The organism is Billgrantia antri (assembly GCF_017868935.1).
Taxonomy (GTDB): Bacteria; Pseudomonadota; Gammaproteobacteria; order Pseudomonadales; family Halomonadaceae; genus Halomonas; species Halomonas antri.
In genome coordinates this window covers 1010317-1024034 of record NZ_CP053383.1, presented here as the reverse complement: position 1 = coordinate 1024034, position 13718 = coordinate 1010317, and the positions used below count along the sequence as shown (strand labels likewise).

Sequence of the window (13718 nt, the reverse complement as noted above, 5' to 3'; positions counted from 1 at the left end):
TTGGCAAGCGGCCCGCCTGCCGGGGCATGGCGAACCGGGACTTGCTTCGTAGCAGGCTGGCTAGACTCCTAGCAGGGCATTGAGGTGGTCACGCTTCGATGGCAGCTCGGCGGCACTGATCTCCTCGACGATGCGGCCGTGTTCCATGACGTAGTGACGATCCGCCAGCGGTGCGGCAAAGCGGAAATTCTGCTCTACCAGCACGATGGTCATGCCACGGTCGCGCAGCTGCACCAGCACCTCTCCCAGCTTCTGCACGATGACCGGCGCCAGCCCTTCGGTAATCTCGTCGAGCAGCAACATGCGTGCCCCGGTACGCAGAATGCGCGCCATGGCCAACATCTGCTGCTCGCCGCCGGAGAGACGGGTGCCCTGGCTGCGACGGCGCTCGTAAAGGTTGGGGAACATCGCGTATATCTCGTCGATCGACATCCCGCCCGAGCGTACCGTGGGCGGCAGCAGCAGGTTCTCCTCGACGTCGAGACTGGCAAAGATGCCACGCTCCTCGGGGCAGTAGCCGATCCCCAGCCGCGGTATCCGGTGTGCCTTCATGCCAACGGTTTCGGTGCCGTTGATTTTGATCGAGCCGGTACGTCGACCGACCATGTTCATGATCGCCTTGAGCGTGGTACTGCGGCCTGCGCCGTTGCGCCCCAGCAGCGTGACCAGCTCGCCACGGCGCACCTCCATGTCGACGCCATGCAGAATGTGAGACTCGCCATAGAAGGCATGAAGGTCACGAATACGCAGCATTTCGGCGCCATCGTGATCGCGATATTCGCTGCGAGTCGGCTGTTCGACGACCTGGTTCATGCACTGGCCTCCTCTGTCTCGGCCTCGCTGCCCATGTAGGCCTCGCGAACCTGTGGATCGGCGGAAACCGTCTCGTAGTCGCCCTCCGCCAGCACGGCACCGCGGGCGAGCACGGTAATCCGGTCGCACAAGCGGCTCACCACGCTGAGGTTATGCTCGACCATCAGTACCGTGCGCCCCTTGGCCACGCGGCGAATCAGCTCGACGATGCGATCGACATCCTCGGCCCCCATGCCCTGGGTCGGCTCGTCGAGCAGCATCAGCTTCGGATCCATGGCCAGCGTCGTCGCCACTTCCAGGGCCCGCTTGCGCCCGTAGGGCATTTCCACGGTCAGCACGTCGGCGTATTCACGTAGGCCAACCTCGTCGAGCAGCTCGATGGCTCTCGCGTTGAGATGTTCCAGGCTGCGTTCGGATTTCCAGAAGTGAAACGAGGTGCCGATCGGTCGCTGCAGCGCCACGCGCACGTTCTCCAGGGCCGTCATGTGGGCAAATACCGCAGAGATCTGGAACGAGCGCACCATGCCCATGCGCGCGATCTCGTTGGCCTTCATGCCGGTGATGGCCTTGCCACGGTAGAGGATCTCGCCCCGTGTCGGCGGCAGGAACTTGGTAAGGAGGTTGAAGACGGTCGTCTTGCCAGCACCGTTGGGGCCGATCAAGGCATGGATATGCCCCTCCCGAACCCCCGCAGGTTGACGTCGTCCACCGCCGTGAAGCCGCGGAATTGCTTGGTCAGTCCGCGAGTTTCGAGGATGAACTCCTGGGTCATGTGACGTCCTCTCTGGACCGCTCGCGGCGGCCCATGCTGATTATTGTCGTTGTCGTGGAAGGCGGCGGTTCGTGGCTGGTTCAGCCTGAACTCTAACCTTTACGTTAACGTAAGCTAGAGGAGACACACTCGCGGGGCAACCATAGAAACGTCGAACTCGACCAATGGCGTAGAGGCAGCCCCATGTCAATAGCGTGCAAACAAAAACGCGATGCCATCGGGCATCGCGTGGGGATTGGATCAGGCCCCCTCAGGAGCCTGTCGCAGGCATCAGCACTCGATGGCGTTCACGGCGAGGCCGCCGCGTGACGTCTCCTTGTACTTGTCCTGCATGTCGCGTCCGGTGTCGCGCATGGTGCGAATCGCCTTGTCGAGCGAGACGAAGTGCTCGCCGTCACCACGCAGCGCCATTTGGGCCGCGTTGATCGCCTTGACCGAGGCGATGGCGTTGCGCTCGATGCAGGGTACCTGGACCAGGCCGCCTACGGGGTCGCAGGTCAACCCGAGGTTATGTTCCAGGCCGATCTCGGCGGCATTCTCCACTTGCGCCACGCTGCCACCCATGACCTCGGCCAGGCCCGCCGCGGCCATGGCACAGGCCGAGCCGACCTCGCCCTGACAGCCGACCTCGGCGCCCGAGATGGAGGCGTTCTTCTTGCACAGGATGCCCACCGCCCCGGCCGCCAGCAGAAAGTCCACCACGTCGCGCTCGCAGGCGCCGGGCTGAAACTTCATGTAGTAGTGCAGTACCGCGGGAATGATGCCGGCCGCACCGTTGGTCGGCGCGGTCACCATGCGCCCGCCGGCAGCGTTCTCCTCGTTCACCGCGAGGGCGAAGACATTGACCCAGTCCATTGCCCCGAAGGTGGTAGCGATCAAGCTCTGATCGTCACTCGCCGCCAGCAACCGACGGTGCAGCGATGCCGCGCGCCGCTTGACGTTGAGCCCACCAGGCAGCACGCCTTCCTGCTCGAGGCCGGTATCGACGCAGGCACGCATGGCCAGCCAGATCCGCCACAGGCCATCACGCACTTCGGCTTCGCTGCGCCATGCCTTTTCGTTCTCCAGCATCAGCTCGCTGATACGCATGTCGTGCATGCGACACAGCGCCATCAGTTCGGCGGCCGAGTTGAAATCGTAAGGCAGCGCGGTGTGGTCCTGGTCAAGCTCACCGCGCTCGGCCTGGGCCTCATCGACGACGAAACCACCGCCGATCGAATAATAGGTATTACGCCACAGCTCACCACCGTGACCATGGGCGATCAGCGTCATGGCATTGGGGTGATAGGGAAGGCACTCCTCGTACCACTGCATGTCGCGTGCCCAGAGGAAGGGGATCGCCAGGCGCCCGTCGAGCATCAGCGTGCTCGCCTCGAGCAGTTCCTCGATACAGGGCGCGACAATCGCCGGATCGATCTGGTCGGGACGCTCCCCCATCAGCCCCATGATCACGGCGCGGTCGGTACCATGCCCCTTGCCGGTAGCGCACAGCGAGCCGTACAACCTCACCTCGATACGGGCCACCCGCTCGAGCTGGTCCTCGTCACGCAATGCCTGAACGAAGTCGAAGGCGGCGCGCATGGGCCCCACGGTATGGGAGCTGGAGGGGCCGATACCGACCTTGAACAGGTCGAAGACACTGATTGCCATACGTTACCTCGTCTGCTGCCAGTCGTTCGCCGTGCGCATCATGCGGCTCATGCATCAGCCTGGCTAAAACATGTTTGCCTTTACGGCACTGATGACCTTATGTTGGTGGCGAGACTGCCGTTCGGCAAACGAGAATATCTGCTAGAAGCTATAGCAAAACTAAATCATGAGCCGACTCTTGCACGCCCAGACCCATGCCTGGCTGAAAGTCTTCGCCGTCAGCGCCCGACATCTCTCCTTCACGCGCGCGGCGGAGGAACTGCACGTCACCACCGGCGCGGTGAGCCAGCAGATCAAGCAGCTCGAGGAGCGGCTGGGCTTCCGCCTGTTTCGCCGCCTGCCGCGGCGCCTGGAGCTCACCGAGGAAGGCAAGCGGCTGGCTGCCGTGGTCGACGAGGCCTACCAGTCGGTCGGTCTCGAGGTGAAGCGACTGCGCAGCGGCGTGATGAGCGGCGTGATACGACTGCGCAGTGTGCCGGCATTTCTCAGCAAATGGTTGATGCCGAGGCTGCCGCGGCTGCAGGCGCGCTTTCCCGATATCGAGCTGCAGGTCATCGCCGAGGACAGCAGCCTGTCGCTGCGCGAAGGCGAATTCGATCTGGCCATAGACCTCAACGACGGCTACTACCCCGGCCTTGCCATCACCCCACTGATGGAAGAGGTGATATTTCCCGTTTGCGCCCCGTCCTTGATGCGTCGCCGCCCCACCTTGTCGCGCCCCGAGGAGCTGGCCTGGTACCCGTTGCTGCACGACATCACCGCCTGGCGCGGCGGCCACTCCTATGCCGAGTGGGAGCACTACCTGGAAGCTATCGAAGCCCCCCCGATCAATGTGCGCCGCGGCTACACGTTCAATCGCCATCGACTGACAATGGAAGCGGCGGTGGCAGGCATGGGGGTCGCCATCGCCCGCCAGGCCCTGCTGACCGACGAACTGAAGTCAGGCAGCCTGATCGCCCCCTTTCCCCAGCGCATCCCCACGGGCAAGCGCTACGGCATCGTGCATACCAGCGGCGCCCTGGACGACCGCCGCGTGGCGGCGGTACACGACTGGATCGTGGAGGAAGCGCAACGCAGCCAATCCCTGCCCATGGCAGTCCCGTAGCGATGACGCTACACTCTGCGTGTTTCTGTTAGTCCTGCCCCACCGGAACCTCTATGCCTCGAACTTCTTCCCTGCCGTCGCCGCCCGCGGCGCCTATCGGCTTTGCTGCGGCCTGCCTGCGGGCCGTATTCTATATCCTGCTCATCGCTGCATTTCTGCAAGGCATCTACTACGAAGCGCTGTACCTCCCCGCCCGGCGTTCCTTTGCCGAGCTGGGCTTCACCGAGCTGTGCCAGAGTGTCGTGCTGGCAGCCAGCGCGCTTCTGCTGTGCACGCCCTCGGCCAGGCGCGAACTGCCCACCGTCTCGCTGCTGATGTTCGCGCTGATCGTTGCTTCGCTGATTCGCGAGCAGGATTACTATCTGGACCGGCACCTTTTCGACGGCGCCTGGCAGTTGCTCGTCACTCTTGTGCTGCTTCCCTGCCTGACCCTCGTCCTGTGGCGGCGCCAGCGCTTCTCGAGCGAGTTTGTCACCTACGGCAACAGTTTCTCGTTTGGCCTCTTCGCCGCCGGCTTCCTCGTTACCTACGTATTCTCTCGCCTGTATGGGCGCAGCGAGATGTGGATGGCTATCCTCGAAGAACATTATCTGCGCACCTTCAAGGAGGCCGCAGAGGAGATCACCGAGCTGCTCGGCTACAGCCTGATCCTGATCGCCGTCATCGAACTCGTGCTGCTCTCCCGGCGCTGGCAGCAGGCCCGTTCCCTGCCCTGACGGCAGCGAGTTCTCAAACTTTCATTTTGCCCGTACCAAAAGCAGGACGCCCACCGCCATGGCGGTGGGCGTCCTGTCATGCCCGGTATGCTGGACTGGTCACTCGTCGAGGAACGAACGCAGCGGCTCCGAACGGCTGGGATGGCGCAGCTTGCGCAGCGCCTTGGCTTCGATCTGGCGGATGCGCTCACGGGTGACATCGAACTGCTTGCCGACCTCTTCGAGGGTGTGGTCGGTGTTCATGTCGATGCCGAAGCGCATGCGAAGCACCTTGGCCTCGCGGGCGGTCAGCCCGCCGAGCACGTTGCGCGTGGCCTCGATCAGCCCCTCGCCGGTGGCCAGGTCGACCGGCAGCTGCATGGTGCTGTCCTCGATGAAGTCGCCCAGATGCGAGTCGTCATCGTCGCCGATGGGCGTCTCCATGGAGATCGGCTCCTTGGCGATCTTGAGTACCTTGCGCACCTTGTCCTCAGGCATCTCGAGGCGCTCGCCCAGCTCTTCCGGCGTCGGCTCGCGGCCCATCTCCTGCAGCATCTGGCGCGACACGCGATTGAGTTTGTTGATGGTCTCGATCATGTGCACCGGAATGCGGATGGTCCGCGCCTGGTCGGCAATCGAGCGAGTGATCGCCTGGCGAATCCACCAGGTGGCATAGGTCGAGAACTTGTAGCCGCGACGGTACTCGAACTTGTCCACCGCCTTCATCAGGCCGATATTGCCCTCTTGGATCAGGTCCAGGAATTGCAGCCCGCGGTTGGTGTACTTCTTGGCGATGGAAATCACCAGGCGCAGGTTGGCCTCGACCATCTCCTTCTTGGCACGCCGGGCCTTGGCCTCGCCAATAGAGAGCCGACGATTGATCTCCTTGAGCTCCGCCACCGCCAGCTGAACCATGTCCTCCTCGAAGGCGATCCGGCGCTGGGCACGCTGGATATCGGGACGCAGGGGGTCCAGGCGCTCGGCGAACTTGGGATTCTGGGCGATGAACTCGTCCACCCACTCCTGGCGCGACTCGTTGCCCGGAAACGCCTTGATGAAGCTCTTGCGCGGCACCTTCGCCTTCTTGACGAACAGCTGCATTACCGTCTTTTCCTGGGCGCGAACCTGTTCGACGCTGATCCGCACCTGACCGACCAGACGCTCGAAGTGCTTGGGCACCAGCTTGATCGGCGAGAACAGCTCGGCCAGACGCTCCATCTCGGCCTGGGCCTGCGCTTCACCCCGACCGTGCTTGGCAATCGCCTCGCGCACCAGCTCGTTCTGCTCGCGGATCTGCTCGAAGCGGGCCTTGGCTTCCTCGGGATCCGGACCGCCGGAGCTCTCCTCCTCCGCCTCACCGGTGTCGTCGTCATCCTCGTCACCGGCGTCGTCATCGTCGTCGGTAGCGCTGATCTCCTCTTCGGGCAGCTCGGCCTCGGCCACGCCGGGGATACCTTCGTCAGGGTCGATGAAACCGGAAAAGAGATCGGAGAGGCGGCCGGGGGCCTCTTCATCCTGGGTCGCGTCGTAAGCCTCGAGAATCGAATCCACCGCGCCGGGCAGCCAGGCCAGGGCCGACATCACTTCGCGCGTACCCTCCTCGATGCGCTTGGCGATCTCGATCTCCCCCTCGCGGGTCAGAAGCTCCACGGTTCCCATCTCGCGCATGTACATGCGCACGGGGTCGGTGGTACGGCCTACGTCGCTCTCCACCGCTGCCAGGGCAGCCACGGCCTCTTCAGCCGCCGATTCGTCGGCGGAATGATCGGACATCATCAGGGTATCTTCATCGGGGGCCTCCTCGACGACGCTGATACCCATGTCGTTGATCATGCCGATGATGTCTTCCACCTGATCGGGGTCGGCAATATCCTCGGGGAGGTGGTCGTTGACCTCGGCGTAGGTCAGGTAGCCCTGTTCCTTGCCACGCGCGATCAACTCCTTCAGACGTGACTGCTGCTGCGCATTTCCAGCCATAGAAACCCTATCTCGACGAAGAAGAATGAAGCACCTGAAGCGCTGGGGTGGAGAAAACTCATGAAGCCCAATAGTATAGCGGGAAACAGTGTGAGCCTGCCAGTGCGGCCCATTTTCTCGATCACTCAGGTGTGTTAGGTTAAACGGTTACGCCGTCTGCGCCTCGTCCGCACTTCCTTCTGTGTGGGGGTGGACGGCGGGAAAAACAACCCCGCCATCAGCGCTTGAGCTCAACCAGCAATTCCTGCAGCCGCCGCCTCGCCTCCATCGGCAGGCGCTCGCCCCCGCGCTCCCTCGCCAGCAGCGTCTCGAACTCTTCCTGCGGCGACTGCCGTTTGCGATGGCGCACCAGGTAGTCGACCAGCCCCTCCAACTCCTGGGCCCTTGCCTCGCGAGGTATCAGCATTTCACGCTGGGCCAGCAGCGCCAGCCGCTCACCCTGGGCGCTTCCCTGAAAATGGGCCAACACCACTTGCGGGCTGCGATAGCGTCCGGCACGCAACAGCCGAATCAACTCACGGCACAGCCCCGCATCGCCGTCTCCCTCGGGGCACCAATCGTCCTCGGCCGGCAGTCGCTCGACCAGGGTCGGCTCATGCACCAGGAGCTGCAGCACCCTGGCCACCAGCCCCAGCGAAGCCTCCCTCGCCGATGGGGCACGCCTGACCGTCACTGGCCCGGCGGAAGCCGTGGCAGGCTCCTCGCTGAACTCGGCAGGCACCGTCTGTTCGTCCCGCGCCAAGAGCGCCTCGAAGCGCGACTGATCGACACCGGTACGCCGCGCCAGTTCCCCCAGCAGCACCGTCTGAAGCATGCCTCGCGGCAAGCGACTGGCCGCCTTGAGCACCTGGCTGGCGAAACGCTCACGCTCCTCGACTCGCGCCAGGTCTCGCCCCCGCGCCGCCTGATCGAACAGGAACTCCGACAGCGGGCTGGCGCAGGTGATGCGATCCTCGAAGGCCTCACGCCCTTCGCGACGCACCAACGTATCCGGATCCTCCCCTTCTGGCAGGAACAGGAAGCGCGCCTCGCGACCGTCGATCATCTGCGGCAATACCGTCTCCAGCGCGCGGCTGGCCGCCTGGCGCCCCGCCTTGTCGCCGTCGAAGCAGAACACCACTTCGTTGACCATGCGGAACAGCCGCGACAGGTGCTCCTCACTGGTGGAGGTGCCAAGGGTGGCAACGGCATAACGAATACCGTACTGCGCCAGTGCCACCACATCCATGTAGCCCTCGACGATGATCACGCGCTCCAGCCGTGGATTGGCCTGCCTGGCCTCGAACAGCCCGTACAGTTCGCGCCCCTTGTGGAAGACCGGCGTCTCGGGCGAATTCAGATACTTGGGCTTGGCGTCCCCGAGCACCCGGCCGCCAAAGGCGATGGTGCGTCCACGCACGTCGCGGATCGGGAACATCACCCGGTCGCGGAAACGGTCATAGGTGCGTCCGCTGTCCTCACGCTGCACCAGCAGGCCGTATTCGACCTGCACCGCTTCTACAATCTCCCTCGCGCTCAGGTGGCGCTTCAGCGCCTCCCAGTCATTCGGGGCATACCCGATGCCGAAGTCGCGCTGCACCTCCTCCGAGAGACCGCGCCGGGCCAGGTATTCCCGTGCCGACTGCCCTTCGGGCATCCTCAGCCGTTCGCGATAGAAACTGGCCGCGAGTTCGAGCAGGTTGACCCCTTCCTGGCGCTTGCGTTCCCGCGCCTGAGCGCGCGGATCGTCGGCGCCTTCGCGCGGCACCTCGAGACCAAGTCGCGAAGCCAGCTGCTCCACCGCCTCGGGAAAACGCAGCTTGTCGTACTCCATCAGGAAGCGCAGAGCATTGCCATGGGCGCCGCAGCCAAAACAGTGGTAGAACTGCTTGTCGGCGCTAACGGTAAAGGATGGCGTCTTTTCCTGATGGAAGGGACACAGGCCCGAATAGTTGCGCCCCGCCTTCTTCAGCTGCACCCGCTCGCCGACTACCTCGACCACGTCGACGCGCGCCAGCAGGTCATCGATGAAACGCTGAGGGATCTGGCCGGCCATGCAGGTCTCGCCACCTCCCGGCGGGATGGATGAAACAAGAGAGGAACGGGTCGCGAAAGACAAGCGGCCACCTGACGGCAGCCGCTTGGTCATCCTTCCAGAAGGACCGATGCCCGAGGCGTCGGCACTTCCTTAGTACGGATCAATAGAGCCGTTCGAAACGCTTGCGCTCACGCTGGAGCTTCTTGGCGTGACGCTTCACCGCAGCTGCCGCCTTGCGCTTGCGCTCTGCAGTCGGCTTCTCGTAGTGCTCACGACGACGCACCTCGGACAGAATGCCGGCTTTTTCACAGGAACGCTTGAAGCGACGCAGCGCGACGTCAAACGGCTCGTTATCACGTACTTTGACAGAAGGCATTAAGCACTCACCTACCTTAGAATCTTGAGTTCGGTCATAACGCATACCCTGGCCGGGTACGCGACCCAATTGTACAGCGCACGGTAGTTTAGTCGGCGATACCAAGCATTGCAAATTCCCGCTGCGGAAAAAGGGATGGCGGCGCCCCGATTTGCTAAAATGCCGGCTTTCACGCTGCACGAGCCTGAACCATGCGAGTCCTTGGCATCGAGACCTCCTGCGACGAGACCGGCGTCGCGATCTACGACACCGACCGCGGCCTGCTGGCCGACGCGCTCTACAGCCAGATCGCCATGCATGCCGAGTACGGCGGGGTAGTGCCGGAACTCGCCTCCCGCGACCATACCCGCCGCCTGCTACCGCTGATCCAGCAGGTACTCGACGAGGCCGGCATGACCCGCGGCGAGCTGGATGCCATCGCCTATACCGCCGGCCCCGGCCTGGTCGGCGCCCTGATGGTCGGCGCCAGCACCGCCCATGGCATGGCACGCGCTCTCGATATTCCGGTGCTCGGGGTCCATCACATGGAAGGTCACCTCATGGCGCCCATGCTCGAGGCGTCGCCGCCCGCCTTTCCCTTCGTGGCGCTGCTGGTGTCTGGCGGACATACCCAACTGGTGGAAGTTCAGGGGCAAGGACAGTACCGCCTACTCGGCGAGTCGGTCGACGACGCCGCCGGAGAAGCCTTCGACAAGGCCGCCAAGATGCTCGGCCTGGCTTATCCCGGCGGGCCGCAGGTCGCCCGCCTGGCCGAAACCGGCAATCCCGGGCGCTTTCGCTTCCCGCGGCCGATGACCGACCGCCCGGGTCTCGACTTCAGTTTCTCCGGGCTCAAGACGCATACCCTGACCACCCTGCGCCAGCTCGACGCAGCCGGCAAACTCGACGATCAGGCCCGCGCCGACGTCGCCCTGGCCTTCGAGGAGGCCGTGGTCGACACCTTGGTCATCAAGTGCCGCCGGGCGCTCGACGACACCGGGCTCAAGCGCCTGGTCATGGCCGGCGGCGTGAGCGCCAACGCGCGCCTGCGCGAGCGACTGGGCCATGAGGCCGAGAAGCGCAGCGCACAGGTCTACTATCCTCGCGGTCGCTTCTGCACCGATAACGGCGCCATGATCGCGCTTGCCGGCGCCCGACGCCTGCTAGCCGGCGAGCGTGACGAGATCGGCCTGATGAAGGCCGTGCCGCGCTGGCCCATGGAAACCCTAGAGGCCCCTGTCGGCGACTAGATGCCCGGCTCCTCGCCGTGCCGCAGTCGGTGAATATTGAGAAGGTGCCGCACCAGCACCAGGGCGGTGAAGGCCATCACGACCCACACGTAGTCGGGCGCCAACCACACGCTGGCCAGCGGGGCGATGCCGGCGCTGGCCAGTGACGCTACCGCGGCGGTGCGCACGCGCCAGGCTAGCAGCGTCCACAGCGCCGCACAGCACAATGCCACCCAAGGCGTCAGCACCAGCATGACGCCGAAGGCGCTGGCCACCGCCTTGCCGCCGCGAAAACGATGCCAGGGCGGATAACTGTGTCCCAGCAGCACGGCCAGCCCTGCCACGCCCTGCTCCCATGGCGCCAAGTCCAACCCCATGGCCAGCCACAGCACGGGCATGCCCTTCAGCGCATCCAGCAGCAGCGTCGCCGCCGCCAGTCGGCGCCCATGCAGGCGCAGCACGTTGGAGAACCCCGGGTTGCCCGAGCCTTCCCGGCGAGGATCGCCGACACCCGCCAGGCGACAGACCCATAGCGCTCCCAAGCAGGAGCCGCTGGCGTAGCCCAGCAGCACCAGCGTCAACAGCAGCAGTAACCCTTCGACCGTCACCCGGTCCCGCCTCCTTACCCACGCCTATCGCTGCATGATGCCAGCCGCGACGCCGCGGGGACAGCAAACTGTCATTCCTCCACGTCGCTCAGTACAATCGGGCCTCCTTTTTTCGATGGGAGCCGCGCATGGACCGCATACTGATCGAGTCTCTCGAGATCGAGACGGTGATTGGCGTTTATGACTGGGAGCGCACCATTCGCCAGCGGCTGACGCTCGACCTGGAACTGGACACCGACATTCGTCCGGCGGCGGCCGACGACGACCTGACAAAGACGCTCGATTACGCTGCCATCAGCCAACGCATCGCCGGCTTCGCTGCCGAGCACGATGTCGCCCTGGTCGAGACGTTCGCCGAGCGCCTCGCCCAACTGCTGATGGAGGAGTTTGGCGTGCCCTGGCTGCGGTTGACGCTGCGCAAGCCCGGTGCCGTGCCCGCCGCCGCGGCCGTAGGGGTGCGAATCGAACGTGGTCGGGAGCGCGCCGGATGACCCGCGTCAGCGTCAGCATAGGAAGCAACATCGATCGCGACCATCACGTACGGCGCTGCCTGGACGTGCTTGACGCCACCTTCCGCGGTCTCGCCGTCTCTCGCGTATACGAGAGCGAGCCGGTGGGTTTCGAGGATGGTCACAACTTCTACAACCTGGTAGCGGTGTTCGACAGCGACTGGTCGGTGGGGGAACTGCAGGCCTGGTGCAAGCGCATCGAGCGGGAACACGGCCGCCGGGAGGGGACCCCCAAGTTCAGCCCGCGCACGCTGGACATCGACCTGCTCACGGTGGGCGATCTCGTCGGAGAGCACGATGGCGTCCGGCTGCCACGCGGCGAGATCTTGCATCACGCCTTCGTGCTGCTGCCGCTGTCCGAACTGCTGCCGGACACACCGCACCCCGTGGATGGGCGAACCTACGCCGAACTGTGGTCGGCCTTCGACGACGACCAACAGCGACTCTGGCCGATCACGTTCGACTGGCCGCGCACGTTCTCACGTTAGGCTGCACCAACCCGCGCGGCAGGGTCATGCGCCCGAGAACTCCTGCACGAGGATGGCCCGGCGCCGGCGGGCCAGCTCCCGCCCCAGCTCGCCACCGCGAAACCCTTCCGCGACCAGCTCCCGCGGCTCGATCTGCGAGACCGCCTGCCAGGCTCGCTCGAGCCGCTCGGCCAGAGCCGGGGCATCCACCGCCAGCAGCGCAAGCAAGGGGGGCACGCGCTCTTCCCGCCGCCAGGCGTCGATGCCGTCCAGCCAGGCCTTGACGTCATCCGCCTCGGGCTCGCTCCGGTATCGCAACCATCGGGTGAGAGCGGCCTGACGCCCCAGGTCACGATAGCGACGCGGCAAGCGGAGACGCTCGGCCAACGTCGCCTGCCGGGCATCGTCGAGGTGCTCCACCAGCCGCGCCCAGCGCCAGCGGGGGCACTCCTCCCCAGGCAGGTCGTCGGGCAGTCTCGCAAGCCTCGCCAGCGCCTCGGGAAGCGCTGCGGCCTCCTCGACCAGTTCCGGCATCAGAACCGCCAGCGCATTGCATTCATGCAGGGTACGGAAGTAAACCGCCGGGTCCGCTTCACCCAGCGCCTTCTCGGTCTCGGTCCAGACCCGCTCGGCCACCAGGTGGTCGAGCTCGCCGCTCGCCGCGAGCTCCACCATCAGAGCCCGCGTCTCCTCGGCGATGGTGAAGCCGAGCCGGGCATAGCGCGCCAGGAAGCGAGCGGTGCGCAGCACGCGCAGCGGGTCCTCGATGAAGGCCGGAGAGACATGGCGCAGCTGCCTGGCGTGAAGATCCTGCAGGCCGCCGTAGGGATCGACCAGCTCGCCTTCCGGCGTTTCGGCCATGGCATTGATGGTCAAGTCACGGCGAGCCAGGTCCTCCTCCAGCGTCACGTCGGGGCTGGCGTGCACCTCGAAGCCCGTGTAGCCGTGGCCCGACTTGCGCTCGGTCCGCGCCAGTGCGTATTCCTCATGGGTGTCGGGGTGCAGGAAGACGGGGAAATCACGCCCCACCGGGCGGAAGCCTCGACGCTGCATCTCCTCGGGCGTCGCCCCGACCACCACCCAGTCGGTATCGACGATAGGCCAGCCAAGCCGGGCATCGCGCACGGCACCTCCCACGCGGTAGACCTCAAGCCCTTCGAGGCAGCGTCCGCGTGTCGCCTTCATGAATGCCCGCGCTCCACCCGTTCAGGAAGGCGGTGCTCCCACTCGGTGAAGCCGCCATCGAGGCTGTAGACGTCGGCGAAGCCCTGGCCTGCCAGCCAGGCCGCCGCCTGCTGGCTGGAGTGACCGTGGTAGCACACCACCACCAGCGGCGGCTGCCTCGGCGTCGACTCGAGCAGTGCCGGGACACCGTCATTGTCGAGGTGCAAGCTGCCCGGAATGTGGCCGCCGGCGAAGCTCATCGGATCGCGAATATCGACCAACGTGAGCTCGGTCTTGGCGTCGATCCAGGCGGTCAGAGTCTCGATCGACAGGTGTTGAAACATGGGGGTCGCCATC

The 13718-nt window shown here is 64.9% G+C and carries 13 protein-coding genes and 1 pseudogene; 5 read left to right on the top strand and 9 right to left on the bottom strand.

The window, feature by feature from the left end; genetic code table 11:
- Positions 1–60 precede the first annotated feature (60 nt).
- The 3 genes and pseudogenes from HNO53_RS04915 to HNO53_RS04905 all read right to left on the bottom strand — a co-directional run bounded on the left by HNO53_RS04915 (position 61) and on the right by HNO53_RS04905 (position 3235).
- Positions 61–813, bottom strand: a complete 753-nt coding sequence (locus tag HNO53_RS04915) for an ABC transporter ATP-binding protein (RefSeq protein ID WP_242597544.1) — start codon at positions 811–813, stop codon at positions 61–63.
- Positions 810–1585 (bottom strand): annotated as a pseudogene (locus HNO53_RS04910) (ABC transporter ATP-binding protein). Before HNO53_RS04910 ends, HNO53_RS04915 begins: the two are co-directional and overlap by 4 nt.
- A 270-nt stretch (positions 1586–1855) precedes the next feature.
- Positions 1856–3235, bottom strand: a complete 1380-nt coding sequence (locus HNO53_RS04905; RefSeq protein WP_209476703.1) for an L-serine ammonia-lyase — start codon at positions 3233–3235, stop codon at positions 1856–1858.
- A 166-nt stretch (positions 3236–3401) separates the two neighbouring features.
- On the opposite strand from HNO53_RS04905, the gene HNO53_RS04900 reads away from it, so the two are divergent.
- Both HNO53_RS04900 and HNO53_RS04895 read left to right on the top strand, forming a co-directional pair.
- A complete protein-coding gene (locus HNO53_RS04900; RefSeq protein ID WP_209476702.1) occupies positions 3402–4340 on the top strand; it encodes a LysR substrate-binding domain-containing protein in 939 nt (312 codons plus the stop codon).
- 53 nt (positions 4341–4393) lie between these two features.
- Positions 4394–5056 carry a hypothetical protein gene (locus HNO53_RS04895; protein WP_242597543.1) on the top strand — a complete coding sequence of 221 codons (663 nt, stop codon included), beginning with the start codon at positions 4394–4396 and terminating at the stop codon, positions 5054–5056.
- 99 nt (positions 5057–5155) lie between these two features.
- Here HNO53_RS04895 and rpoD read toward each other — a convergent pair whose 3' ends face one another.
- From rpoD to rpsU, 3 genes are all read right to left on the bottom strand, one after another.
- Entirely contained in the window at positions 5156–7012 is a 1857-nt protein-coding gene (gene rpoD / locus HNO53_RS04890; RefSeq protein ID WP_209476701.1) for an RNA polymerase sigma factor RpoD, read from the bottom strand.
- A gap of 217 nt (positions 7013–7229) precedes the next feature.
- The gene (gene dnaG / locus HNO53_RS04885; RefSeq protein ID WP_209476700.1) at positions 7230–9047 is read right to left on the bottom strand and encodes a DNA primase; all 1818 of its coding nucleotides are present in this window, start codon (positions 9045–9047) and stop codon (positions 7230–7232) included.
- 142 nt (positions 9048–9189) lie between these two features.
- Positions 9190–9405 (bottom strand): 30S ribosomal protein S21, encoded by a 216-nt coding sequence (gene rpsU / locus HNO53_RS04880; RefSeq protein WP_010629611.1) that lies wholly within the window; start codon positions 9403–9405, stop codon positions 9190–9192.
- 191 nt (positions 9406–9596) lie between these two features.
- Between rpsU and tsaD the strand changes: the two genes are divergently transcribed.
- Complete coding sequence (gene tsaD, locus HNO53_RS04875) at positions 9597–10634, top strand: tRNA (adenosine(37)-N6)-threonylcarbamoyltransferase complex transferase subunit TsaD (protein ID WP_209476699.1); 1038 nt, start codon at positions 9597–9599, stop codon at positions 10632–10634.
- Here the strand turns inward: tsaD and plsY are convergent.
- Entirely contained in the window at positions 10631–11221 is a 591-nt protein-coding gene (gene plsY, locus HNO53_RS04870) for a glycerol-3-phosphate 1-O-acyltransferase PlsY (RefSeq protein ID WP_420827855.1), read from the bottom strand. The two genes, tsaD and plsY, sit on opposite strands and share 4 nt — an antisense overlap.
- A gap of 128 nt (positions 11222–11349) precedes the next feature.
- Here plsY and folB point away from each other — a divergent pair, with 128 nt between their 5' ends.
- Entirely contained in the window at positions 11350–11712 is a 363-nt protein-coding gene (gene folB / locus HNO53_RS04865) for a dihydroneopterin aldolase (RefSeq protein WP_209476698.1), read from the top strand.
- Positions 11709–12218 carry a 2-amino-4-hydroxy-6-hydroxymethyldihydropteridine diphosphokinase gene (gene folK, locus HNO53_RS04860; RefSeq protein ID WP_209476697.1) on the top strand — a complete coding sequence of 170 codons (510 nt, stop codon included), beginning with the start codon at positions 11709–11711 and terminating at the stop codon, positions 12216–12218. Before folB ends, folK begins: the two co-directional genes overlap by 4 nt.
- A 24-nt stretch (positions 12219–12242) precedes the next feature.
- On the opposite strand, the gene HNO53_RS04855 is transcribed toward folK, so the two are convergent.
- Both HNO53_RS04855 and glpE read right to left on the bottom strand, forming a co-directional pair.
- A complete protein-coding gene (locus tag HNO53_RS04855; protein ID WP_209476695.1) occupies positions 12243–13382 on the bottom strand; it encodes a tRNA nucleotidyltransferase/poly(A) polymerase-related protein in 1140 nt (379 codons plus the stop codon).
- Positions 13379–13717, bottom strand: coding sequence for a thiosulfate sulfurtransferase GlpE (gene glpE / locus HNO53_RS04850; protein WP_240549089.1), 339 nt, complete (start codon positions 13715–13717; stop codon positions 13379–13381). Before glpE ends, HNO53_RS04855 begins: the two co-directional genes overlap by 4 nt.
- Position 13718 lies beyond the last annotated feature (1 nt).

Bases quoted from the DNA above. Each gene is read 5' to 3' on its own strand.
- folB (WP_209476698.1), top strand. From the start codon at position 11,350: ATGGACCGCATACTGATCGAGTCTCTCGAGATCGAGACGGTGATTGGC.
- folK (WP_209476697.1), top strand. From the start codon at position 11,709: ATGACCCGCGTCAGCGTCAGCATAGGAAGCAACATCGATCGCGACCAT.
- tsaD (WP_209476699.1), top strand. From the start codon at position 9,597: ATGCGAGTCCTTGGCATCGAGACCTCCTGCGACGAGACCGGCGTCGCG.
- glpE (WP_240549089.1), bottom strand. From the start codon at position 13,717: ATGGCGACCCCCATGTTTCAACACCTGTCGATCGAGACTCTGACCGCC.
- HNO53_RS04895 (WP_242597543.1), top strand. From the start codon at position 4,394: ATGCCTCGAACTTCTTCCCTGCCGTCGCCGCCCGCGGCGCCTATCGGC.
- HNO53_RS04855 (WP_209476695.1), bottom strand. From the start codon at position 13,382: ATGAAGGCGACACGCGGACGCTGCCTCGAAGGGCTTGAGGTCTACCGC.
- HNO53_RS04915 (WP_242597544.1), bottom strand. From the start codon at position 813: ATGAACCAGGTCGTCGAACAGCCGACTCGCAGCGAATATCGCGATCAC.
- HNO53_RS04905 (WP_209476703.1), bottom strand. From the start codon at position 3,235: ATGGCAATCAGTGTCTTCGACCTGTTCAAGGTCGGTATCGGCCCCTCC.
- rpsU (WP_010629611.1), bottom strand. From the start codon at position 9,405: ATGCCTTCTGTCAAAGTACGTGATAACGAGCCGTTTGACGTCGCGCTG.
- dnaG (WP_209476700.1), bottom strand. From the start codon at position 9,047: ATGGCCGGCCAGATCCCTCAGCGTTTCATCGATGACCTGCTGGCGCGC.
- rpoD (WP_209476701.1), bottom strand. From the start codon at position 7,012: ATGGCTGGAAATGCGCAGCAGCAGTCACGTCTGAAGGAGTTGATCGCG.
- HNO53_RS04900 (WP_209476702.1), top strand. From the start codon at position 3,402: ATGAGCCGACTCTTGCACGCCCAGACCCATGCCTGGCTGAAAGTCTTC.